This window comes from Nodosilinea sp. LEGE 07088, assembly GCF_015207395.1.
Taxonomy (GTDB): Bacteria; Cyanobacteriota; Cyanobacteriia; order Phormidesmidales; family Phormidesmidaceae; genus Nodosilinea.
Genome location: NZ_JADEWX010000092.1, coordinates 1 through 23,463, shown reverse-complemented (window position 1 = coordinate 23,463; position 23,463 = coordinate 1). Strand labels below are relative to the sequence as shown.

The following is a 23,463-nucleotide window of genomic DNA, read 5'->3' as shown; positions in this document are numbered from 1 at the left end:
GTATAAGAGACAGGGAGGGGGCAGACGCATAAACGCTAGAACCATTGGAACTAGCCTGAAACTCTAGCATCTTTAGGCTCCCTTGAGAATGAAATGGCCCTGTGTGACGACACGCCGACGTAGTTCATAGAACGCCTCCTCGCTTGCCGCATTGAGCGCAAAATGGTCTAGTCGTCCCCGTTGAAACATCGGCTGAGGAGCTGGTGGCTCGACGCCGAAAACCTGGAATGGGTGCAAGACTGTATGGGGACCGACCTCGATGAAGGTGTGACGCAGACCATCTTCATCCAAGTCAACAGTTACTTTTGCCTCAAAGACACGTTCGTAAAATGCGATCAACCGATCCATATCAGTGGTGATAAATGTCAAATGTTGGATGTCATTGAGCAGTTTCATGTGTACCTCCAGTAAGATAACTTGTTTTAGATTTCTTTTATTTGCCTTCCCCCAATTCACTATTTACTGCCATCAAAAAGTTGAAGTGCTGACTCATCAACTATGTAAGCTGACTCATTGTCCCTAATTACTCGTTTGCCGAGCCGAGGAAAAACCCCAACATCTAAGCGTCCTGCTTCTCCACCCATCAGGTATACAAGCTCTTCACTGAATGGATTACGAAGATGATGGGGTTGTTGGGGCAGCCCAAATCCCATAAAATCTCCTGGTTCGACTTCGTATTCCATATCTCCAATTTCAGCAATACCTTGACCTGACAAGATGTAGACCCATTCTTCTTCATTCTGGTGAGCATGATAGATGAAAGATTCCTTGCCCGGCGGTATACAGGCAATTGTTACACCAATGCGCTTAAGCCCGACAGCACGCCCAAGAAACCGTAGATAAACTTCTGAATTGGGATTGAGCGGATGATGAAACTCAAACGCATCCATTGAATTAATTTCTGATGCTTTCAGCAGAGAGTATTGTTCATTGCTCACGTTTATGTCCTCCTATTAAGTTGGCAAATTATCTGAACACTACAATAAAGCTAAAACCGATCCGCAGATACTCTTTACCTACCGCCCTGCCGAAAACTTGAAATAATTCAATCTTAAACATCGATAAATAATCTTGTGTTGTGTCTTCATCCAAGATTCAGCGGCATCATGTTCCGGTTGAACGGCTGTAAGTCTTCTTTGCCACAATATCGACTAACTGTGACAGTCCGCTCCAACTGGATTATTACGCCGCATTATACAGCGACTTCTCCATTCGGTAATTGATGAATATTTCGCCCCAACGAGTTATCTTCTGTTCTTTAACGACTGAAAAACCCATGCGTTGAAAAAATGGTTTTGCCGTGATACTTGCTTCAGTCACTAGATGGCTCACTCCCAAGTCTAACGCTTTTGCTTCAATTGCTTGATAGATTTGACTACCTACTCCACAACGTTGATAGTTTTTGTGGCAGTAAAAGCAGTCGATATGACCATTACACTCTAACTCTCCAAATCCAGCAATCACGCCTTCATCATCAGCAACATAGGTGAAGCGGTTTGAACATACCTCTGCCCAGTCTCTAAAGTGAAGATTGCTAGGTGCCCATGCTTCAACTTGATCGATTGAGTAATCGCGAATGTTGATTTCACGAACTGTTTCATGGAACAACCGCGCTACTTGTTCAGTGTCCTGTTTTTCAAACAAACGTATTTTAATCACGATCACCTCACTGACTAGATCAAAACTGTGCCTTACACATAACCTCCAAATAACTTAAACCTGAACATTCACAGGTGATTTTGCAACTACTGCCTCACTGATAACCTAAGCAGCCCAACGGTTGTGTTCAGCAGGCGTAGATTATCCTCTCAAGCCCAACAAAAAAGCTAATACGTTCCTCTGCAACACAATTGTTAGCTGCCAAAAGCATTAGAAGCTAACGGAAGAATAAATCGAAAGTACCTAATGCCGTAACGCTTAGGCAACTCCGACTCTTGCTGAAACCCCAAGCTTCGATAGAGGTGTTGTGCAGACTGCATCAGTTCACTTGTGAAAAGTCCAATTAATCTTGCCTTGTCGTTTCTTGCCTTAGCAATACACTCCATAGTTAAGGCTTTAGCAATACCTTTACCTCGATGCTGAGGGTGAACCGCTAACAAGAGGATCGAAGCTGTATCCGGCTTAAAAATTTCTGGATCACCTTTCCCGGCAGGACAATAAGCAACCGAGCCGATGATGTCGTTGCCAGAATGACAGATCATAAACTCTGCCACCTCTGCCCTTGCTTTAATATTTCGCAGGTTCTTCTGCATGTTTTCCCAAGACTCTGGCGGAAGATATGATGCGAATTCTACATAGGCTACAATGTTCAGATCGGCTATTGCCTCGAAATCTTCACTAGTTGCAGTTTCAATCATCTGTGTCACTCTCCATTTTTTAGGCAGCTAACGACCCAGTTCACTCGTCATAAATAACCTCTCGGATTCAACGAAAAATTCTGTACGGTCGGTGTGCAACGGACTGGTTATGCATTTTGCGCTAAGGCATGAATATATTCTGAGACATCAAAACACATCCCATATTCACCCACTGGGGCCATTTTTTATACATCTGCCCACGGAACCCATCTCAAAAAACATCGATTACCATGCTTTTCCATAATTTCTGCTCCTAGTCGATTATAAAAGCGAAGCCCACGGGTATTCCGGGCATCAGCATTCCAAGCAAGATGGGTACAGTCATTTTCCCTGGCAATTTGAGCTAATTGAGCCATTAATGTTGCTCCTGCACCTTGGCTCCTCATTTCGTCATCCACGTACAGATCATCAAGCCAGATGCTTGGTTGACCTGCAAATGATGAGTACCTAAATCCATACAATGCAAAGCCGATCTCATGGGATGAAAGCTCTGCAAACAAAACGTAGGAAAAGGGGATTTTTCCGAAAAGTGTTTTGCGTATTTTGTCCTCGGACACTTGCAGCACACCAGAGAATGCCCCGATATTTCGGTCAAACTCTGATTTCTTTTGAATGAACGAGCAAATCAAAGATACATCGTTGGGGTTAGCAAATCTGATTTTCATTGATAGATTTTCGATCATTTTAAAAGTCTCCCTTGCTAAGCCATCATATCTATATGGGCGGCGGCGATGTACCAATTTTCACTTGAAGAGATAGCCCAAACTCGCGTAAGACGAAAGTCCCCATTTGCAGGATTGCCACTGCGATTACAAGACAACTGCGTTCGGACTGATTTGAATTGTTAGACGGCTTTTTCCTAAGCTGCTTGCAGAACATAGAACGTATAACCATAGGAGTCGCTGAATTTTTCAAACAGTCGCATCTCTTCTTCAGTTTCACGAATAACTGATTGAGTAATTGGGGTGATTTCGATCTGCTGCATTCGCTCACGTAGCGGTTCATAATAATTGACCCACCAAGCCTGACTTGGCAGCCGATGCGTAGAGAGTACGCTAAAGCCAGATCGATTTGCCCGAGCGATATTCTCAGCCTCAGTCCCCATCGTCGGATGGGCATTTTGCCAATATGCGATCGCAGGATCTGGCGCATTATCAATAAACCAACTCATCTCAGATATAACGGCAATACCGCCGTTAGCAAGAAGCGGTCGCCAGAGTTTAAGACCCTGCTCAAACCCAATATGATAAACCGCTCCCTCAGACCAAAGCAGGTCAACTGAACCCGTTGACCAATCAAGTTGAGCCATATCACCCTGAATTGGAATGATTAGATGCTCAAGACCAAGCTGTTTTGCGCGCGCTGCCAATTCGTCGATAAAAATCGAAGAAGAATCAACTGCCATGACCGTACTTTGGTAGTGTTGTGCAAGCAGCAAGGCACCGGCACCGCTTCCACATCCGAGATCGGCAATCAGCGGCTTGAGCGGCAAAGTAGAAAGATGGCTCAAAATATGGCGCGAGAAGTCAGAGTCACCTGGCCCTTTACGATCGCGTCCAGAGTGTAAAGCGATCAAAGCGGTGATGTACTCAGTTTGGGTGTCTGTACTCATTTGGATTTTTGGTAGCTTTTAATATTAAAAGGCTCTTGCCGTGTAACAGCTAAAATCAGCGGTGTATATGTGAGACTACCTTAGGTAATCCTCCATTACCGTATGCTCTCTCCCTTCAAGAGGGTGTCAATGTCTTCCAATATTGGCCATGCCCCGTCGGTGGTATTGGAGATCACAGTAACCTGCATCTCGTTGACGCAATTTACACGCGACATGAACGAAACCCCCGGGTCGCAACCAATAATGTATTCCTCACGGTTGTGACCCTTTTCCTCACAAATCCAGATTCCGTGACCGTAATACGTATGCTCACCCTCCGTTTCAGCTTTCACGTAAGGTTGGGCATAGATCTCGACCAGTTCTTTCGGCAAGATCTGATAACCCCAGAATGCCTTCCACAAAGCCGTAATATCGTGCACCGTGGTAAATGCACCTCCATCGGAAGCTCCGACAACGGGAAGATTATAGATATTCGTTCGCCAGCCCTCTTCTTCTTCTACATAACCCATTGCTGTCTTCTCAGGGAGTTTGTTCAGCGCGAAATACCCGGAGTTGTTCATGCTGATCGCCTTGAATATTGACTGTTCAACAAAATCCTGATATTTCATGCCAGTCAGTTCTTCAATCACCACTCCCAGAAGAATATAGCCGCCATTTGAATAGGAGAAGCGTTCCCCAGGCGCGAATTTCATCGCTTCATCTGGAAATATAGCCAGGTAGTCTCTTGGTCCTCTCAAGGCATACCACGGGATGCTAACGCTAAAGTTATCAACGTCCTCAATTTTGCCTTCATCATAGTAGTCGGGAATACCAGATGTGTGGGTGAGCAAGTGCCGTATGGTGATCTCCTGCGAATAGCGCGGAAAATCAAGAGCGATACAATCTTTCAATCGAGTGGAAAACGAGAGTTTCTGAGCCTCGATTAGTTTACCAATGGCTAAGGCGGTAAAGAATTTGGTTCCTGAAGCAATACCAAAGCGCGTCTCTAGCGAATTCTCGATCTTGTTGCTCCTATCGGCATAGCCCGCCGCTCTCGCATAGAGCACATGATCCTTTTGGCGGATGGAGATGACCCCTGAAAAAGCCTGTTTTTCAATGGAGTTATTCAGTGTTTGCTCGAGCTCGACTTGATCTATAGTCACCTTAGCTACCTCCCAACAGTATCGTTCTGCCCATTCACAATGGTCGATATTTTATGAAACAGGTCGTTGATCGCAGGCGGACTAACTCGTCATTAGAGAGAAAGTTTCAGTCTAATGTCCCCATAGAGGTGATTAGGTGGAAAATTCAGTATAACCAGCCCTTCAAATTCGCCCGAGATCGCACCAATTATCTTTACCCTCTCCCATCAACCTGGAACCCACTTCGGTTTAATTGAAGGAAAGCTAGAGCTTCCTTTGCTAAGCCACCATACCTATATGGGCAGCAACAATATACCAATTTCCACTTGAAGAGATAGCCCAAACTCTCGTGAAACGAAAGTCACCATTTGCAGGGCTGCCATTGTAACTGCCAGATAACTGCATTCGGACTGAAACGATCGCCATCTCTCCATATATTTGAATATGCTGCTCAGAAGGCTCCAGCTCATGAATTTTAATCAACCCAGATTTATGGGCAGCCAGGTCATCCTGTTTTCCCAATAATTCTCCAAGGTGACTGGTGATAATAATCTCTGGGGCCAATAACTCATTCAAAATACCGACATCAGAAGCAAGCATCGCCTGTCTAAGCCGTTCCTCGGCGTCAATAATCTGAACTTTAATTGATTCAGCCATGGCGACTCCTAATATTTTTAGGTCAACACAAACTTTTATTTGTGAATTCTTGTTCGACAATTCGGTAGAACTCTTCTACATACTTAGGAGACTGAAGATGATAGACCCGCTTACTTGCCTTAGCTTTATTTACATACTCTCGATACTTTGGAGTGAGCTTTTTATTGCACAGCCAAACCGTAGAGTAACTGTTCAAAGTACCCTTCAAGAGCGGGCTATTCTCTGGCCAATTCTCTGGTGGAACAAGAAAGCCTTTCAAAAATCGCTTTGTTACCCACCAATAGTGCTGAAGAACTGGCATATCTACATAAATCAAGGTGTCTGCAATCTCTAGTCGTTCCCATACGGTATCCCATGATCCATAGCCATCAATAATCCACTGGTCTTGTTGGAGGAGTTGATCATGGGCAGCTTTGTACTCTTCGTAGGGAACTTCGCTACCACCAGGTTTATACTTCAAAAGGTCTAAAGCGACCATGGGTAAGCCTGTTATTTCTGCCAAGCGTTTGCTAAGAGTAGACTTGCCACCACCAGCATTACCAAATACAGCAACTTTCTTCACAGGTATCTCCTTTATGGCTGTCTCAATATACTTCTATTGATTAGAGAATTTTCTTTACAGTTGACTGCTCGTTACTGACCATATCTTGAAGCCTGCACTGGCAAAACCAAGACCAAAGAGCACTCCGGATATGGTGAACAATAGGTTAAGACCCGGCACAAAATAACCGATGCACCCGACTAAAGTTGAAAGTAGCCAAAAAGCAGATATCCAGAAGGGTAGCTTATTTGCTATCCAGCAGCCAACGGCAAACGAGCTTAGACCTACAACAAATATCAATGCTCCAATTGGGTACATATTGACGCCAGATATTGAGCCAGTTCTAATTATCCCAATGCCAATAATTGCCAGCAAGAATCCGAAGAATCCCCACAACCCAGATTCTTGATGCTGAAATCCATACAAGCCCATCATCCCAAAGATGATAAATATGTCAGTTAAGAGGTAAAAAAGTTCGATGGCGGCACCAGGATTGGAACTTGATAAAAATGAGCTTACTCCACGCAAAATCCCCGCGATAATTGCCGCAAGTCCACCCCACCGAATCAAATTTGTGCTAGACATTCAGTTAAGCCCCTACGTAACTTATCCTTAAAAAGTCTGTTCTAATGTCAACCCAATTTCCTGCCCATAGGACAGTTCAAGTGTGTGACCATCTGGATCTCGCAAGAAAGCCCAATATCCGATCGGATAACCAGAGTCTTTTTGTGCTTGGATTAGCACACCTTCCTGTTGTGCCCTCACACAAAGTAAATCTATGTGTTCACGGCTTTCACAACCGACACCAAGATGTGCAAGAGGAGATAGGATGGGATGTACTAATTTTGTTTGAATGAGAACAATTACAAAAGGGCGAGTGAGATCCGAAAGCCACACAACAGCTACACCTGTTTCTGCGTCAATGCGATGGTGAATGACCTTCATTCCAGCATATGTGGAGTAAAACTTGATACTTTGCTCAATATCTGTGGCAGGGAGCGCTATGTGAGTAAGCCCAATATCAAACATCACAACCTATACCTCTAATTATGCAATAATCTTGCTTTACCACCTAATTAAGCGGGTAAGAACGCCATCAGCAACATAGCAACAGTAAAGATAGCGGAACCAGAAATGCTAAATGTTCGCGGCCAGTTGTAGCGGATCAACTCCTGAATGACCTCAGGCTGCTTACCGCCCCGCTCCAGTCGATCATGGCGCGGAATCTCCAGCGCTACCGTAACCCAAAGCCCTAACAGACCGCAGGCCGCATTGGCTAGGGCTAACCCCAGGGGCACCGACTCGGGGCGCAGAAAGATAAGCGCTATCGGCGCAAGAAAACAGGAAAAGCCTGGAATAATGATCGGCAGCGGTATGCGACTGGAATAAAACTTGTGGTATATGACATAGTCTGATGGGCCAACCTTAGCAAATAGAGGATAGACCACAATCTGCGCAAACCAGATAGTGCCAAGGTTGTAACAGATCAGCACCATGTAAAACAATAAAAAACCGTGGGAGAAATCCATTGCATTCGCTCTCTATAGTGACAAACTTGATTGGTCAGATGAAGTTGCTCTCCCTGTCATTGCTCACTAAGCAGTGCAGACAGGTGAGACGGCATTAAACGGGTATGGACAAGCTGGCCCGTTGCTAGGTAATCGAGTTCCTCAGGGGTTGAGCGGCGTCCCAACACAGCATTACGGTGGGGCTGTCGTCCAAATCTGGCAATTACCTCTCGATGGGCGTGCGCTTGGGAGGCAGAAAATGCTAGCAATTCGCGGTAGTCAGGAAGGGACTCTTGCACCAGGTCATCCGCCAATTGAACGGCCAAATCCAAATATTTGAGTTCTTCAGAATGTCCTAGCGGCAGCAAGAAAAACGTTTTTTCCCAGGGTGTTTTCAGGGCGGCGTAATGGCCGACATCAATGCCCGATAAAGTGAGTAGGCAAGCTTTTGAATCCTGGGCATAGGCTTGGGCTGTGCCTTGATAGATTGTTCGGGAAAACTGGTCGAGAAGAATGATCAGCGCTAGGCGCGATCGCGGTTCCTCGGCCCAACTATCAAGACTACCTCGGATCGCCTGCTCTAGCAGCGGTAAAAAACGCTCGTTCTCACTGGCGCTGATGCCACCCCGAAACCACCACTGCCACTGACGAACGATGGCCCCCTGCCCCTGGTTGAGCTGATCAGGGAACCAGAACTGAAGAACCGTGTCAAAAGGTTGAATAGTCATGGCGTATACTCCTTATCGATATGGGTTAACTGATAGGGAATCTCTTTCTCAAGCAACAGAATGACCGCACGTTGTACAAAAGGACAGAAATAATGACTGACTAGTTCTATCGATAAATTGTTCATAGTAACTATAGAGCGAATCCTGCTCTGGAGAATAACTGGACAGGAATTGTGCTGACTAGAACTTCTTGCAAGTAAGAAGTTCTAGTCGGATTTGAGTTTTTAGAAAGCATTTGAACAGCCAGCTTATGCTGATGCAGTTTGAGTATCATCTGCCATAAAATCAATGGGCTGGCCCATCATTTTTTGAATCGACCCGGGCTGCATAGCCTCCAAATACTGGGGCACAAACTCTGGCGGCATCAACTCAAATAGGATGCGATTTTCGGCCCAAAATTCAACTACGCTGAAGGGAACAACATCGCCTCGGATACGAGCAAGCACCCGCCATCCCTCGCGCTGCCCAATCTGCTCAATTTGACTGGAGGTAGTGGGCACCGAAATAGCAGCATGGGAAGCCACAAACTGAGCGGGTGAAGTCTGACGGATTTTGGCCCCTTGGGTGTCAGGTCCCGGAACCCAGATATCCCCTTGCTTAAACACCACAACGTGGGTGCCGTAGTTGTCAAAGGGCATAACTAGAAAACTATCGGGAACCAGAAACTTATAGACCTCTCCTTTCCAGATCTCGGCTAGGGCACTAGCAACCCGCAGGGGCTCTTGAGCATCGATTGAAATGTGGTGAATCATGGTGGTATGCCCTTCTAGCTAAGGGATGTTAATGGTTAGGGGATGGCTTAAAACTATCTTTCTTAAGGCAGGGGTGGCACCTCAACCTCTACCCCGCGATCGCCGACAAAGACCTTGAGCACGGCGAACGCTGCTGGGTTGCCGCTAAACAGCGCGTGGTTGGTCACCAGCACCGAACCCCGATTGTCGAAGGCAAAATTCGCTGGGGCATCGTAGGCAATGGGGCTGTTGATCGGCCCTTTGAGCCGTGCCCCTTCCTCGCCATCGGGGGTAAGAATCGAGACTTCGCTAGGCGACTGGAGCGCAACATAGAGCTTGCCAGACTGACCAAAGGCAATGCCGTCGGGCATTTCGCCCTGCAAATACTGGTGAAAGATCTTGAGATCATTTTCCTGAGGGGCATTGACGAAGGGCAGCCGGTAGATAGCGCCACCCGGTGCCGAGGCAGAGGTGGTAGCCGCAACGTATAGCTCGGCGCCATCTGGGGTTACCTTGATGCCGTTGGGGCCAACCGGAAACGGGGCCGTCGCCGAGCCCGCTAGGCGATCGCTGTGGAACCAGGACTCAGCCACCCCACCCCCAGGCGGAACGCGGAAAATGGTGTTCTGAAACGAGTCGCTCCAGTAGAGATAGCCGTCGGGGCCAAAGGCAATCTCGTTTGGCAATGAGCAGGGCAAGGATGGTGGCAGGGAGGGGTTGCAAGCTATCTCAGGGAGAACTGGCGAATAAATCTCCTGCCTGTAGCCATCGCTAAATGGCGTCAGGCGGATGATGCCAAGCTGGTTGCTGACCACGTAGACGCGGTGCTGGCCATCAACCGTCAGTCCGGCAACGCCGTGAATTTCGGTTAGGATCTCGCTCCGCAGCAGAATGGTCGAGAGCAGCTGGCCCGTGACCTGATTAAAGACCCGTACCTCCGAAGGTTTCCCCCCGTTGTCGCCAAAGGCGGCTGGCCCCGCCACATAGACACGGTTCCGGTCGGCCACAATTCCTTCGGGGAAGGGGGGCGATGCTTCTGGCCCGGCAAATACGCTGCCAACGCCGATTTTCCCGCCCTGAAAGTTATCCGCAGCTTTCAGCGGTTGGCTATCGCTTGAGAGGGTATTGGGGGAGTCACTAAAGGGAAGGTTACTCTGCTCCTCTGGCAAAGAATCACCAGAGGATTGATCGTTTTTGATGAGCAATTTAGGTTTTTCAGGATGAGAGGTTGACATGGCTTTTTCCTTCTTTTTAAGGGAATATTTGGGTATTACTTGATGGCTTGAGCTATTGATGGTGGACAGGGCCTGATTGACTAACAAAACCTGTGGAATGCCTGCTATTGCGTAGGTTGGGTGGCGCGATAGCAGAACCTAACAAAGCTAACTGCGGTTGGGTTTTCTCCTCTGGAGACGCTGCGCGAACGCTCCTTTGCACTCAACCTGCCTCCTGCTTTCACCAGTCAATGAGTGCAAAGGAAGTTGCATTAGATGGTGACAATGTCTGCGGTGGTAATGGTCGGTGCGCCAATCAGGGTAGCGATTTGCACCTGGGCCGCTCCGCCTGCTCCATCGACATCAAAGAGCAGCGCGCCGTTGTTGTTGTAGATGAAGCGATCGCTGGCATCCGCTGCGGCTGCACCCAAGCGTTACCCTATGTCAGGTAACCGTCAGGGTGACTGTGTTGCTCCACAATGTTCCAGTCAGATCGCTCGGATCAGAGCGTTCATCATTTGCCGAAAAACTTAGCTTGATACCGGGTATGCTCGGAATATTGATCTCGTGATCGATTGCGCCACTCGCATTAGATGACGTGTCAAAGAAGCCGTTTTGCAAGGTAAAATTATTCACGACGCGGATATGAACGGCGTGGTTTGGCACAAATCCACTTCCTGTCACGGTGAAACTGGCTTCTGCCGCAGGGCCATCGTAATTGACGCTAATACTCGGCTTAGCTGGAGGTGGAATTGGAGTTGGAGTTGGGGTAGGCTGAGGTGGAGCAGGCTGAGGTTGCGCCACCACCGCAACGGACTTTGACACTTCAGCATAACCAGTGCTGCCAATGCCTTTGAATGTCGCTTCAGCGTTGTAAGTGCCAGGTTCAGAAAACACGTGCGCGACTTGACCCAGTACATTAGGGTATGTAGCTACTTGTTGCCCATTACGCAAAATCCGCCAGCTAATCTCCATAAAAAAGCCTTTTGTACCTGTGACCTGCATCCCGACCTTGAAAGGGACAGTCCCACTTGTGGGTGCCACGGATACTGATTCAATCGAGGCGGGAGCAAGTGCGTCATCAAATACTGAGGTAAGCTCTCGCAAAGAAAGAGGGTTAGAGTTAATTCCCAGCTTTAGATAAGCTACAAGCGCGCGTGGGCTGATGGGGTTATTAGGTTTACCTACAAACTGGGCAAATTCTTGGAGTGTTTTCATGATTGATGAGCTCCATTTTGCTGCTTCAAGGTGTTCATCTCCGCCACCAATTCCGAGATCGTTATCTGTTGTTCCTGCAAGGCTTTGGTAAGAACGGCAATTAGATCCATCGGGCTCAAGCGATCACGCTCCGAATTTGCCACCAGATCGGGAACCTCCTCAGCAATAAAGCCAATCCGCTGTTCTTTTTGCTGATCGGCTTTGTAGTTGTATTTGACCGCGTTTAAGCCTTGCAAAGTAGTCATTGCTTCTTGACCCGAAAGCTCAGCAATATTTTCTTTAAGTGCGATCGATGAAGCTTGGGTTAAAGTCCCTGTGACTTGGACATTGCCTTCGATTTTGACACCACTCTTGTAATTTCCCTGATAGTTAATAACAAGCAGCTCCTTGTTATTTGGAATGTCGATATCAGAATGTAGAGCAAAATGACGTCGGCGCGAAAGTGAGCCACTGTTTGAGACGGACAATGTATCGGCAACCATGGTGGCTAGTCTTATATCGCTTCCATCGGGTGCCTTGTCTGATACACCTGTCAAAAAACGAAGCTCACCCTGAATCTCACCATTGACGGTAAGGTTGTTCCCTACAGTAAGATCTCCGCTGATAACCACCGTACCAGGTTGATTCTGCTCATTCACATTTGGTCTGACCTGAATATGATCTACCCCACACCAGAGCCGCGCTGTTTTTTCAGTAGCGTACCAAACCCATCTCTCACCCTTAGTTGATGATGGGTTATTAACAAAAACAGAATTATTGCGATCGCTAAAAGAGAATCCTGCACCAGCACCACCACTGTGGATTTCGTTCCCTTCAACATGCAGAGGGCGAGCCGGATTGTTGGTGCCAACGCCAACATTGCCCTCAAGAATAACACTACTATCGTTGAGCTTGATATCGCTAGCCATGATATTTCTCCTTGTTGTTTTGCTGTAGAGCTTGATCGTTTAGGACAGTCGCCTATCGTGATGAAAATTTTTAGAGAAGCGACCGCGTCGTTGTTTCAAAATTCGCCTTGTTCCGTTGGGTTATTGGACTTAACCTCATGCAAGGTTGAATTCAGCCGCCACATTTTTGCTTAAATCAAAACAATTCAAGCCCTGCCCGTAGGCTATACCTCACCCACTAAAGCCAATCAATTCTCGAAGCTAATCAAAACTCCACCGGCCTCAAATTAGGTCGTGATTTAATTACATCCGCAGCCTGCTGCTGAATTTGAGCCGCCTCAAACTGGTTCAAATCAATTGACAGATCAGCGTCTGAGTCAAGCTCATAGCGCCTTAGTCTAGACATGGTTTGGGCAGGCTCTGAACGATCGAATGTAATCTCTGCCTCTCCTGCGGGCAACTTAGAAATGGTGGGCGATGTCGGGGCAGGGGAAATGGCTACCACCTGACCACCATCATTTAAGAAAACGTGAATCTTCATGAGCTTATCTCCGTGATTAGCCAACCGAAAAAAATGATGTAATGATGAAATCAAACTGGATGTAGAAATCAGTTGGATTCTCGACTAAAGCCCGATAGCCATATCGAAATCCATTCCCTTGTCGCTCCAGTACCAGCCGGGTATGAACCGGCACAATATTCCACTCTGGGATGTCGGTTCTTGGTCGCGGCGTCAGGTAGAGTATGCGATGATCTGCCATGACACCGTCATAGGGATAAAAGTTTTTTTCGTAGTAGAACCAGTAGTGCCAACTTGCCTTAGGCCCTAAAACATAGGGGCCTTGCTTGCCTAGCTGAACATAGGTTGTTGCCATGGTTAATTTCCTCCATAATCGAGGGTTTGCAGATTAGTTTTGGCAAAGAGATTTTTCTTGATCGCGGCTTAAATCACCACAATGTCGGTGTTGCTGATGGATGGCGCACCGCTTAGCGTGGCTAGCAGAACCTGCGCCTGACCCCCAGTACCGTCGCGGTCAAAGTACAACTCCCCGGAGGTGTTGTTGTAGATAAAGCGATCGCTGGCATCCGCCGCCCCTGCGCCCAGCACGAACTGGTTTGCAGAGATGGGGGAACCCGCCGTTAGCCCGCCGCCAAAGCCCCCGGCGCGGATCACAATGCGATCGTCAGCGGCGACAAAATCAACAATGGTGTCGCCGCCCTGATCCAGATTGTTAAAGCGGAAGGTGTCTTGCCCCTCGCCGCCGGTCAGGTTGTCGGCACCCAGACCGCCCACTAGCGTATCGTTGCCCAACCCGCCCACCAGGGTGTCGTCGCCAGCGCTGCCGACAAGGTGATCATGGCCTGCGCCACCGTCGAGGGTGAGCTGAATGCGGTCAGGGGCAAGGTGGAAGGCGTTAATCTGATCGTTGCCGTCCCCTCCGGATATCAGCAGGCGATCGCTGGCATCGGCGCGAAAGATCGAGACGTTAGCCGCCAGTCCAGACACCACCACGTTACTGCCTGGGCTGGCAATGCGGATGACATCGTTACCGCTAGTGCCGACAGTGTTAATGGCATCGACTTCGCCATCGCCGCCAGCGGTGCCCAAAATGCCCAGATTCAGGTTGATCTGCTTAATATCCGTGCCGGTGAGGTCATTGATGTTAATCGTGTCAGTGCCGCCCAGGGCCAGAAAGTCTACCTGCTCCAAGTTGATAGTATCCATCAGCACGGCGGCGACATCCCGAAAGAAGGTGAACCGCTCGCCGTTGGCCGACATGTCAATGACTTCGTTGACCCCGGCCCCATTGAAGAGCATGGTGTCGTAGCCGCCGCCGCCGTCGATGATGTCGTTGCCTTCTCCGGGGTTCCAGAGAAACGCATCTTTACCGGCTCCCAGAAAAGCCGTATCGTCGCCCCGGCCTCCCACCACAAAATCATCGCCTTCGCCGCCGATCAGCGTATCGTCTTCAGCGCCGCCAATCAGCAGGTCATCGCCTTTGCCGCCGTCCAGCAAGAGCCGCATTGACCCCGCCGAGAGGTTGGTGGCATCAATAGAATCGCCACCCGCCAGGCCATTCACCACCAGTGGATCGCGATCCAGGTCGGCTCCCAGAATGTCAACTTCGGCCCCCAGCCCCGACACCGTGACATTGCCCGGTACCCCGCTAATGTTTAAAACGTCAGCTCGCTTAGAGGCGTTGAGGGTAGTCAGGTCGGGGCTGCCATCTCCGGAGGACGTCGAGCTAGGCGAGGCCGCCAGATTAATTTCGACGGTCTGCAACCCGGCCCCGGTCAGGTCGTTAATCGTGATGTCATCTAAACCTGAGAAGGTGTTGATAGCCAGAATGTCGTGATCGGCGTCGCCGCCGGTAATGTCAACCTGAGCTGCCAGGCCAGTAACCGTGGTTTTACCGGCACCGCCGCTGATGCTGACTGTGCTACCCTGGCCCGCCCCGTTAAGGATGACCGTATCGGTCTGACCATCCCCTGCGGCAGAGCCAAAGGCGGCCAGACTCAGGTTGATCTGCTTGACATCGGTGCCGGTCAGGTCGTTAACGGTAATGGTGTCGGCTCCGCCAAAGGCGTTGAAGTCAACCCGCTCCAGATCGTTCGTATCCATCAGCACGGCGGCCACGTCGCGGAAAAAGCGCAGTCGCTCGCCCACGGCAGACAGGTCAATCTGCTCATCGACATTGGCTCCGTTGAAGAGCATGGTGTCGTAGCCGCCGCCGCCGTCGATGGTGTCGTTGTCTTCGCCGGGGTTCCAACCAAAGAGGTCATCACCATCGCCCAAAAAGGCTAGGTCGTCGCCATCGCCGCCGAAAACCGAGTCATCACCGGCACCAGCCACCAGCGTATCGGTACCGTCGAGGCTGGCGATCAGGTCGTCCCCATCTAATCCAAAAATTGTGTCGGCCTCATCAGTGCCGAGCAGATTGCCCAGGCCAGACGAGCCAAAGTCGCTGGCATTGCTTCCAGTAATAAGGGCCATGATCAAATCTCCCTGTTGTATGAGTGAAAAGTCATCAATGTTGGGTGCGCACGCAGAAAATGGGATATTCCCCGAACTCTAGATACGCCCTCAGCGGAGGTTACTTGTTAGGCCGTTTTTGCTGCTTCCATCTGTTTTGCAAAGGCTCTACCTACGGCTCGATAGGTTTCAATCTGCGCTGGGGTGGCAGCCTTGCAATCTGCGGTATCCCCATACATCGGGTCTAGATCTCGATGCCAGCCGGCGAATTCAAGCATGATGCCGTCTGGATCTTTAAAATAAATAGAGCTAATCCAGGTGTGTTCATTGATCTCTTCCGATGTCTGCATCGGCGAGTTGTCATGGTGCATAACTGGGCTAACTTCAACGCCCTTTTCAATCAGCTTTTGCCGATATTCTTCGATCTTCTCTACGGGAATGTTGAAGGCAAAATGATTCATCGAACCGTGGGATGACGTTACGGAGATGGGATCGTTCAAAGCAGTTTCTAGGCTGAGGTTTCCGCGAGGATTTGAAATCCCGGCTTGTCGTTCAGCGGCTTCGGTAAACCAAAAAAATGCCAGGTATTCGTTTTCGCCCATGTCAAAGAAAAAGTGCTGTCCCATGCCTGCCGGAAGGTCAAAAGCTACTGCAAGTCTCATGCCCAGCACCTGGGTGTAAAAATCGACCGTGCGCTGCATGTCTTTGCATACCAGCGCGACATGGTTCAGACCCATGATTTTAAATTCAGAGTTCGTGTTCTTCATCGGATAGTTCTCCTGAATAGTTGTTGCCGTACAGTGTTGTTTGGGGGTTCTGGTACCGAGTTCTTTGAAATACTCGTTGAAATACTCGTTCTGAACTTACGCGGTCAGGTTGGCGGTGAGCAGTGCCCCCAGCCAGGAGGTGGAGGCGCTGCTTGGGCCATGGGTCATCTACAGAACCACGACTTATACCGAATCCTGGTTACATACCCCCGGTTGCTAGGGGCATAGCATGCTATGCCCCTACGAGGTTCATAATCGTGAATCGGGGTTTTCAAAATCGGATCTCGTATTAGTAAGTGAAGACGAGTCTTAGATTTCCTCGCTGCAGTCCATAAAAATTGACGGTGCTTTTTTCAAGGTTTTCCTGCCGCAGTCGATCGAAATTGACTACGTTGGACTTCTCTAGGTTTTCGCGACGGAGGCGATCAAAATCAACCGCACCTTTCTCGAGGTTTTCCCGGCGTAGCTGATCAAAGTCAACCGCGTTGGATTTCTCGAGGTTTTCCCGGCGTAGCTGATCAAAGTCGACTGCATAGGCTGCGGGAATAATCGCGATCGCAGCAACAGAGGTAGCCAGTATAGACAGTGCAAAACGTTTCATAGGTTTGACTCCTAAGGGGTAAGTAAATCAGTTCAGGTGTGGCTATCGAACTGAGTCATCTATCAGGTTGGTTCTACCCTAATAAACGAGGCGTTACTAAATCGTTCCAGGGCGTTCCTACAGCGTTCCGCTGGGGTGAGCAGGGGGTAAACGACCAGGATGAGCTTGCGCCATCCCCCCTTCAGAACGCTTTCAGAACGCTTGGTGAACGCGGCGCTGATTAAGTTGGTTGGGTTCTATCCAGCGAGATCATCATGACTCCTGCAATCCCTCAACTCCATCCGCTCTGGCAGATGGCCTGGGGCTGGGCCATGGTGTTGCTCTGCGTGAGGGGCGATCGCTAACAACGAGTCAAGTCTGACGCCTAATGCCCCCCTCACCGTTTTGGTTTAGTTATTGCAGCAGGGCTTGGTATATTTGCTGGGTTTTAGCGCTGGGGTCAAGGCCCAACTCATCCTGTAGGATCTGCATGCACTGGTGATAGATCTGAATGGCCGTGGCGCGATCGCCGCTCTGACCATGGAGTTGCATCAGTATTTGGTAGGTCGATTCGCGTAGGGGGTCGGTTTGCAGCAGCAGTTGGCCGTAGCGAATAGCTTGAGGGTACCGCTGCTGTTGCTGGAGCACATCAATCAGCCGATCTAGCGCCTCCAGGTAGCGCTGGTGGAGTCGTTCTCGGATCTGCGTTAGCCATTCATAGTCCAGCCGTGGCAGTAGGGCACCGGTATAGGGGGCGATCGCCTGTTCCAGGTTCTGTTGCTGACTAGCCCTGTCCTCGGGGGGGGCGGCCTCGGCACGATCTAAGGCGGATTCAAAGGTGGCCACATCGAGGCTGACATTGGCCCCTTGTCTCCACTGCACCTGCTGGGCCTCAATATGCAAAAACGACTCTGGCTCAGGCAATGCCTGTCGCAGGTTGTAGAGATCTTTGCGCAGCGCCGCACGGGCCTGGGCCTCAACCATATCTGGGTATAGGTCGTCGACCATCTGCTGACGGCGGCGGGGGCTCTGGCGGTGCAGCACCAAATAGGCCAGCAGGGCCTGCGATCGCTCATTGGTGAAACCCGCCACAGCCTCGCCTCCGTAGCGAAGGCTGAAGCCATTGAAAAGCTGTATCTGTAGACTGGGCCCAGAGAGACTGGGGGCGACCCCATCCACGTCTGATGGCCTAGGGGTTAAGGCCGCGCCCATTATTGAGGGCTCGGAGATCGGCCCCCTCCAGCCCAGGGTGGGGGCGTAGCCGGTGAGGTGACCGGGAAAGTTGGTGGCCGTTTCCCAGGGCGAATGGCCCCCAGCCGGTTGGGCCGGTGCCGCCAGCGCTTCAGAGGGCGAGGCGCGATCGACCGCTCCTAATTCCTTGAGCACCGCCAGTTGACCGGCGGTGAGTCCCTGGACTCCGGTAATGAGCATACCTTCGTAGGGCCGCTCGGGCTGGAGCGATCGCACCTCCTCCCCCGTGGCGCAGCGCCAGAGTTTGATCGTGCCGTCGTTGCTGCTGCTGGCCAGCGTTTGACCGTCAGCACTAAAGGCAATGGACTGCACCTGGTTGGTATGGCCGTTCAGGGTGCGGAGCAACGTGCCGGTTTCGATGTGCCAGAGTTTGATCGTCGAGTCGCCGCTGGCGCTGGCCAAAATCGGCTCTACCGGGCTAAAGGTCACTGATTGAACCTGGCTGCGGTGGCCCCTAAAGATCTGCAATAGTTCGCCACTGGCGCTATCCCACAGGCGAATCGTCTGGTCAGCACTGCCGCTGGCCAACCACTGGCCGTTGGGGTGCCAGGCGACGCTCAGCAACCACTTGTCATGGCCCTGCAACAGCCGCATCTGCTGACCGGTCTCGGTATCCCACAGCCTCAGGGTTTCATCATCCCCGGCACTGGCCAGCAAGGGCTGCACAGGGTTCCAGGCCACCGAGCGAATCCTATTGGTGTGGCCCGAAATTACCCGCAGGCATTGACCGGTCTCCACCTGCCACAGACGAATGGTGTAGTCGGCACTGCCACTGGCCAGCCGTTGGCTGGTCGGCTCCCAGGCCAGAGACCGCACAGAATCGGTGTGCCCCCGCAGGATTTGGTGGGTTCTTTCTCGCTGGGGCTGGGCGATTGCCCTCACATCCCACAGGCGAATGGTTTTATCGGTGCTGCTGCTGGCCAGGGTGCGGCCATCGGGGCTGAATCGGGTAGCGCGCACCCAGAGACGGTGGCCCGCCAGCGTAGCCAGGGTTTCCCCAGTTTGCCGGTGCCAGAGGCGCACCATGCCGTCTAGGCTGCCGCTGACCAGCCACGGCTGATCGGGGTGAAAGGCCACCGAAAAGATTTGGTTGGTAAAGCCGCGCAGAGTCTTGAGGCACTGGCCGGTCTGCACATCCCAAAATTTGAGGGTTTGGTCGTCGCCCCCGCTGGCCAACTGCTGATGGTTAAAGGCCAAAGCCCATACCCAGTCGTGGTGGTCTCGCAGGGTGCGCAGACAGGTGCCCGAGGATATCTGCCACAGTTTGATCGTCTGACCAGCGCTGCTGCTGGCCAACAGATCGCCATCGGCGTTGAAATCTACGGCGAGAACCGGGCGAGAATGACCCGTTAAAATCTGGTAGCAGGTGCGGGTGGCTACATCCCACAGCCGAATGGTTGTATCTGAGCTACCGCTGGCTAAGGTTTTACCCTCAGGGTGCCAGGCCAGGGTCCAAACGCGATCGCCATGGCCCGCCAGGGTCGCTAGACAGGCTCCCGTTGCCGAGTCCCACAGCTTCACAGTGCGATCAGAACTGCCGCTGGCCAGATAGCGGCCGTCGGGGCTAAACGCCACCGCCCGTACCGGCGACCGATGCCCGGTTAGGGTTTGCACAACCTGGCCAGCGTGGGTATCCCAAAATTTAATAGTGCCATCGTGGCTACCGCTGGCCAGCCACCCCTGGGGGTGAAACGCGATCGCCTGTACATAGTTAGTGTGGCCCGAGAGCGTTTGCATCAGCTGGCCGGTAGCGACATCCCAGAGGTGAATCATGGCATCATCGCCGCCGCTGGCCAGGTACTGCCCGTCGGGGCTAAAGGCCATTGCTTTGACCCAGTCGGTGTGCCCTGATCTGGTCAAAAGCAGCTGATCATCAGTCAGTCGCCACACCCGCAGATCCCCACTGCTGTCCCCAGCGGCCAGCAGGGTGTGGTCTGGGCTATAGGCTATGGATAGAATGCTGCTAAAGGTTTGACTGAAGACCGCCTGCATAAAATGGGCCTGGGTAAAATCGACCCGGTGCAGGGTGACGTGGGGCAAATAGGCGTGGCGCAGGCTGAGGTGAGAAAAATCGTAGCCGCTCAGGTCAACGCCGAGATAGCCGCAGAGATTGATCAGATTGCCACCCCCGTAGCCCGGCATTTGAGCTTCGCCGCGGCGCAAAACCGTTAACAGCAGCAGAATTTGCGGCTCCAGGGCCGCTTCGGCGCTAAAGGTTTGGCTAAACTGACGGGCGATCGGCTGCAACATTAGCCGCATCTGGCTGTCGCGGAGATAGTCGTTGACCGTGGTTTTGATCAGGGCGTGGCGCAAAAACAACACCAGCTCGGCACTGGCCAATTCACGGGTAATCTGCTCAATCAGCCGATCGCTGACGTATTCCATCACCACGGGCTGCTGACTATAGCGCCCCGCTCGGGTCTCAATCAGGCTTCTCCAGCGCAGGGCTTCTAGAGCCTCCAATATCTGAGTACGCGAGACCGTAGGCTGAATATCGGCGACTAGATCCGAAATTGAGGTCCAATCGCGGTTGATGGCGAGCCAATACATGACCGTGCGCTCCAGCTCCGCCAGCCGCCGAAATTGCTGATCGAGAAGCCGCTGTAGGCCGTTAAAAATGACGGTGTCTTCGGCTAGAAACCCTGCTATTTCTCCATCGAATAGGCTCTGTATGGAGGTGGCGACAATTTTTAAGGCCAGAGGGCTATTGCCGTAGCGATCGGCCAGCAGGCGCTTTTCTGCGGTTGAGCCGATCAGCCCTTTAGCCTCGCTCAGTGCCATCGCGGCCTCTGGAGAACCCGCCAGTAGCTGCGATCGCACCGGCAAGCCACTGCCTTCCAACGTGCCCACCACGGCGGGCTTCTCTCGACTCGTCAACACCACACAGCTCTGGTGGCGCGTTTCTGCCACGAGCTGTAGCAGGTCGCCGTAGTCTTCATAACCATCGCCAAAATAGCCCGCCCGCTCCCCTTCGTGTAAAAGGGTTTCCATGTTGTCGAGCATCAGCAGACACCGGCTCTGCCGCAGCCAATAGAGCAGTTGTTTGACTGTGCCACGGGTGTCGCGCTGGCCAGAGACAAATGCCACCAGATCTTCGAGCAGCTCATCGAGGGTTGGGGCATGACGCAGCGATCGCCAGATAATCTGCTCAAACGCACAGCTCTGCGCTTCAACTAAGGTTTCTACCAGCTTGGCCGTTAAGCTGGTTTTGCCCATACCGCCCATCCCCAGCACCGCCACCAGGCGACAGCTATCATCAACCACCCACTGCGTCAGGGTGGCAATCTCTGTCTCGCGCCCAAAGAAAACCGAGACATCTGGAGCCTCGCCCCAGTCAATCAGAGGGATCAGGGGAGCGTTTTCCACAATGGTGGCCCTGCGCTTCAGTTAAAACGACTAAACCAGTAGTCCGATTTTGCCATTGCCCTGTAGATAGCCGATATCCACCTGCTTAGAACTATAGAGGGTGCATATCAACAAGAAAAACCTCGCTACGGGTTTTGTTGATTTCTACTGTATGAATAGTAAAGACGGGAAAGCGTATTCTGCTGGATGAAGCAATATGACCAGTGGAGGAATACATCGTGAATGACGACATTATTATCATTATTGCATTGCTCGCAAGCGAGACAACGGAGACGTTCAGCGACGTGCCTCAGCAATGATTCACCAAGGGCACGCCAAATCATCGCTGAGGCGGTGGAGACTGAATTGCAGACGTTTCTAAAGCATTATTCGACCGTCGGCAGAAGCGAGGTCGCCAGGTGGTGGTATGCAACAGCTCTTTGCCCACTGGTTCGAGTCCAGTTACGTCCATATTCGCCGCATCTGGATAGGTATTAAGCGGCTACCCAGAAATTGAGCTGTTTCAAACCGACCGTTGGCTATGCGCAATAGGAATGCGCTGATAGTGTTGTAGCGCACCTGGAACAGGCACCTCAATCGACCTAGCACCATGGCCTGAGCCAAAGGGCGCTAGATGCCACATTTGCGATCGTGAGCCATGTCTGGCCCGCCCCAACCAGGCCCGGGTAAGCCACTAAGGGCCAGCAGTGGGCCCTAGAACGCCGGTACAGAAACCCCGTTTCTACCCTGGGAACGACCAAATCTCGTAGGCAAACCAACGAAGAAACCGGGTTTCTAGCCATACTGAACCGATGCTCTAGAAGAGCACCTGCATCAGCTTCTAGTACCCTACTGCCTGGACTGTAATACTGCTAATCGACTCAAAACTCGCCTCCCCTGCTAAAGTAGATCAGGTGTACTACTTCAAGCAGCCAGGGCTTATGACATCGTGCTGCCGGAAAGCCTTCTAGGCCAAGGAACTTGGTTTGCAAGTGTCCTAGCGCTCTGTCGGCTGCAATAAACCCAGATTTCGCAAATACGATAAGCCCCCAGCAGCGTTTTCGAGGCCCTGCTAGGGGCTTGTCCGCAAACCACACAGTAAACGGACGTACCCATTATGAACCGCTTGGCCCTTTTCGCTTTACTACCTATTGCGTCTGTCATTTTGGCTGTTGTTGTGGGGGATCTGACTTTCCCCATGGCCTCCTGGGTAAATCCCACGCTATCCCCAGTCGTTGCCTCCGAACTTGCCCCAGTTGCCCAGGTTGAACAGCCTACAGAGGGTGCCGAGTTCACTCCCGTTGTTCGATACCAGGCTATTGAGGTGCCATCGCAGCATCCAGAGCGCAAGGCCCGGCTAGAGGCCTGTAGAGATGTCGAGAATGTCGCGGGCTGTATGATCACCGCTGCCGATCTGGATGGCAACGGCGACGTGAGCGTCACGGAGCATGTTGCTGTGGCCGGAAAAACTCGCCATATTTACGAGGTACAACTAGAGCCCGGTGGGCCTTTCGTTGAAAACCCCGATCTCAACGGCAACGGCTCGTGGGACACCGAAGATCAATTCAGGCTAGATCGACTGCTGCAGGCGCAGCCTTAAACCCACCCACAGCCCCCAACATTGAGATCTACCGTTAAATGCTCAATACAGCAACCTATCCCTGGCAACCGCCGGGGTGTGTTTTGGGCCACTACTCATTAAATAACCCCTGGTGCACGGTGCACCAGGGGCGATTTGTCTATAGGAGCTTTGTTATAGGTTGGAAGGGCAGTATGTCTGCCTTCAATAAACAATGCCCTACCCTGGCTGTTGGCGACCACCCTCTAGGGCCAAGTTCACAGGATGGGTAGTACATTTCATTGCAGGACAGAGGAAAAAACGAGGTCGCCTTGCTCTGCCAGCTTCTGTCTGATTTGGCGATTGTAGTCATGGATGAACAGCCAGATAGCCCCGATGTGGTTCTCTAGTTTT

The 23,463-nt window shown here is 51.2% G+C and carries 25 protein-coding genes; 1 reads left to right on the top strand and 24 read right to left on the bottom strand.

Annotation, left to right across the window (positions count from 1 at the left end):
- Nucleotides 1-72: 72 nt before the first annotated feature.
- The 24 genes from IQ254_RS18680 to IQ254_RS18565 all read right to left on the bottom strand — a co-directional run bounded on the left by IQ254_RS18680 (nucleotide 73) and on the right by IQ254_RS18565 (nucleotide 21,512).
- The gene (locus IQ254_RS18680) at nucleotides 73-396 is read right to left on the bottom strand and encodes a VOC family protein (RefSeq protein ID WP_228040864.1); all 324 of its coding nucleotides are present in this window, start codon (nucleotides 394-396) and stop codon (nucleotides 73-75) included.
- A 59-nt stretch (nucleotides 397-455) separates the two neighbouring features.
- On the bottom strand, nucleotides 456-938 hold the full coding sequence (locus tag IQ254_RS18675; protein WP_193967672.1) for a cupin domain-containing protein: 483 nt from the start codon (nucleotides 936-938) through the stop codon (nucleotides 456-458).
- A gap of 244 nt (nucleotides 939-1,182) precedes the next feature.
- On the bottom strand, nucleotides 1,183-1,656 hold the full coding sequence (locus tag IQ254_RS18670) for a GNAT family N-acetyltransferase (RefSeq protein WP_193967674.1): 474 nt from the start codon (nucleotides 1,654-1,656) through the stop codon (nucleotides 1,183-1,185).
- Between the two features lie 197 nt (nucleotides 1,657-1,853).
- On the bottom strand, nucleotides 1,854-2,357 hold the full coding sequence (locus tag IQ254_RS18665; RefSeq protein ID WP_193967671.1) for a GNAT family N-acetyltransferase: 504 nt from the start codon (nucleotides 2,355-2,357) through the stop codon (nucleotides 1,854-1,856).
- A 185-nt stretch (nucleotides 2,358-2,542) separates the two neighbouring features.
- Nucleotides 2,543-3,022 (bottom strand): GNAT family N-acetyltransferase, encoded by a 480-nt coding sequence (locus IQ254_RS18660; RefSeq protein ID WP_193967673.1) that lies wholly within the window; start codon nucleotides 3,020-3,022, stop codon nucleotides 2,543-2,545.
- Nucleotides 3,023-3,216: 194 nt separating this feature from the next.
- Nucleotides 3,217-3,969, bottom strand: coding sequence for a cyclopropane-fatty-acyl-phospholipid synthase family protein (locus tag IQ254_RS18655; protein ID WP_193967670.1), 753 nt, complete (start codon nucleotides 3,967-3,969; stop codon nucleotides 3,217-3,219).
- 95 nt (nucleotides 3,970-4,064) lie between these two features.
- Complete coding sequence (locus IQ254_RS18650) at nucleotides 4,065-5,111, bottom strand: serine hydrolase (protein ID WP_193967669.1); 1,047 nt, start codon at nucleotides 5,109-5,111, stop codon at nucleotides 4,065-4,067.
- Nucleotides 5,112-5,369: 258 nt separating this feature from the next.
- Complete coding sequence (locus tag IQ254_RS18645; protein WP_193967668.1) at nucleotides 5,370-5,747, bottom strand: nuclear transport factor 2 family protein; 378 nt, start codon at nucleotides 5,745-5,747, stop codon at nucleotides 5,370-5,372.
- Nucleotides 5,748-5,769: 22 nt separating this feature from the next.
- On the bottom strand, nucleotides 5,770-6,309 hold the full coding sequence (locus IQ254_RS18640) for an adenylate kinase (RefSeq protein WP_193967667.1): 540 nt from the start codon (nucleotides 6,307-6,309) through the stop codon (nucleotides 5,770-5,772).
- 54 nt (nucleotides 6,310-6,363) lie between these two features.
- Entirely contained in the window at nucleotides 6,364-6,873 is a 510-nt protein-coding gene (locus IQ254_RS18635) for a hypothetical protein (protein ID WP_193967666.1), read from the bottom strand.
- Between the two features lie 27 nt (nucleotides 6,874-6,900).
- Nucleotides 6,901-7,317 (bottom strand): VOC family protein, encoded by a 417-nt coding sequence (locus IQ254_RS18630; RefSeq protein ID WP_193967665.1) that lies wholly within the window; start codon nucleotides 7,315-7,317, stop codon nucleotides 6,901-6,903.
- Between the two features lie 47 nt (nucleotides 7,318-7,364).
- Entirely contained in the window at nucleotides 7,365-7,817 is a 453-nt protein-coding gene (locus IQ254_RS18625; protein WP_193967664.1) for a hypothetical protein, read from the bottom strand.
- A 56-nt stretch (nucleotides 7,818-7,873) separates the two neighbouring features.
- Nucleotides 7,874-8,524, bottom strand: a complete 651-nt coding sequence (locus IQ254_RS18620) for a DUF924 family protein (protein ID WP_193967663.1) — start codon at nucleotides 8,522-8,524, stop codon at nucleotides 7,874-7,876.
- A gap of 248 nt (nucleotides 8,525-8,772) precedes the next feature.
- Complete coding sequence (locus tag IQ254_RS18615; protein ID WP_193967662.1) at nucleotides 8,773-9,276, bottom strand: hypothetical protein; 504 nt, start codon at nucleotides 9,274-9,276, stop codon at nucleotides 8,773-8,775.
- A 62-nt stretch (nucleotides 9,277-9,338) separates the two neighbouring features.
- A complete protein-coding gene (locus IQ254_RS18610) occupies nucleotides 9,339-10,490 on the bottom strand; it encodes an SMP-30/gluconolactonase/LRE family protein (protein ID WP_193967661.1) in 1,152 nt (383 codons plus the stop codon).
- A gap of 251 nt (nucleotides 10,491-10,741) precedes the next feature.
- The gene (locus tag IQ254_RS18605) at nucleotides 10,742-10,900 is read right to left on the bottom strand and encodes a hypothetical protein (RefSeq protein WP_193967660.1); all 159 of its coding nucleotides are present in this window, start codon (nucleotides 10,898-10,900) and stop codon (nucleotides 10,742-10,744) included.
- Nucleotides 10,901-10,913: 13 nt separating this feature from the next.
- Nucleotides 10,914-11,687, bottom strand: a complete 774-nt coding sequence (locus IQ254_RS18600) for a hypothetical protein (protein ID WP_193967659.1) — start codon at nucleotides 11,685-11,687, stop codon at nucleotides 10,914-10,916.
- Entirely contained in the window at nucleotides 11,684-12,595 is a 912-nt protein-coding gene (locus tag IQ254_RS18595) for a tail fiber domain-containing protein (RefSeq protein ID WP_193967658.1), read from the bottom strand. The genes IQ254_RS18600 and IQ254_RS18595 overlap by 4 nt, the downstream gene beginning before the upstream one ends.
- 244 nt (nucleotides 12,596-12,839) lie before the next feature.
- Nucleotides 12,840-13,115, bottom strand: coding sequence for a hypothetical protein (locus IQ254_RS18590; RefSeq protein WP_193967657.1), 276 nt, complete (start codon nucleotides 13,113-13,115; stop codon nucleotides 12,840-12,842).
- Nucleotides 13,116-13,131: 16 nt separating this feature from the next.
- Nucleotides 13,132-13,449 (bottom strand): hypothetical protein, encoded by a 318-nt coding sequence (locus IQ254_RS18585; protein ID WP_193967656.1) that lies wholly within the window; start codon nucleotides 13,447-13,449, stop codon nucleotides 13,132-13,134.
- Nucleotides 13,450-13,517: 68 nt separating this feature from the next.
- Nucleotides 13,518-15,569, bottom strand: coding sequence for a calcium-binding protein (locus tag IQ254_RS18580; protein ID WP_193967655.1), 2,052 nt, complete (start codon nucleotides 15,567-15,569; stop codon nucleotides 13,518-13,520).
- A gap of 107 nt (nucleotides 15,570-15,676) precedes the next feature.
- A complete protein-coding gene (locus IQ254_RS18575; protein ID WP_193967654.1) occupies nucleotides 15,677-16,315 on the bottom strand; it encodes a VOC family protein in 639 nt (212 codons plus the stop codon).
- A gap of 289 nt (nucleotides 16,316-16,604) precedes the next feature.
- The gene (locus IQ254_RS18570) at nucleotides 16,605-16,916 is read right to left on the bottom strand and encodes a hypothetical protein (RefSeq protein WP_193967653.1); all 312 of its coding nucleotides are present in this window, start codon (nucleotides 16,914-16,916) and stop codon (nucleotides 16,605-16,607) included.
- A gap of 393 nt (nucleotides 16,917-17,309) precedes the next feature.
- A complete protein-coding gene (locus IQ254_RS18565; RefSeq protein WP_193967652.1) occupies nucleotides 17,310-21,512 on the bottom strand; it encodes a BTAD domain-containing putative transcriptional regulator in 4,203 nt (1,400 codons plus the stop codon).
- A 1,177-nt stretch (nucleotides 21,513-22,689) separates the two neighbouring features.
- Here IQ254_RS18565 and IQ254_RS18560 point away from each other — a divergent pair.
- Nucleotides 22,690-23,091, top strand: a complete 402-nt coding sequence (locus tag IQ254_RS18560; protein ID WP_193967651.1) for a hypothetical protein — start codon at nucleotides 22,690-22,692, stop codon at nucleotides 23,089-23,091.
- Nucleotides 23,092-23,463: the final 372 nt, after the last annotated feature.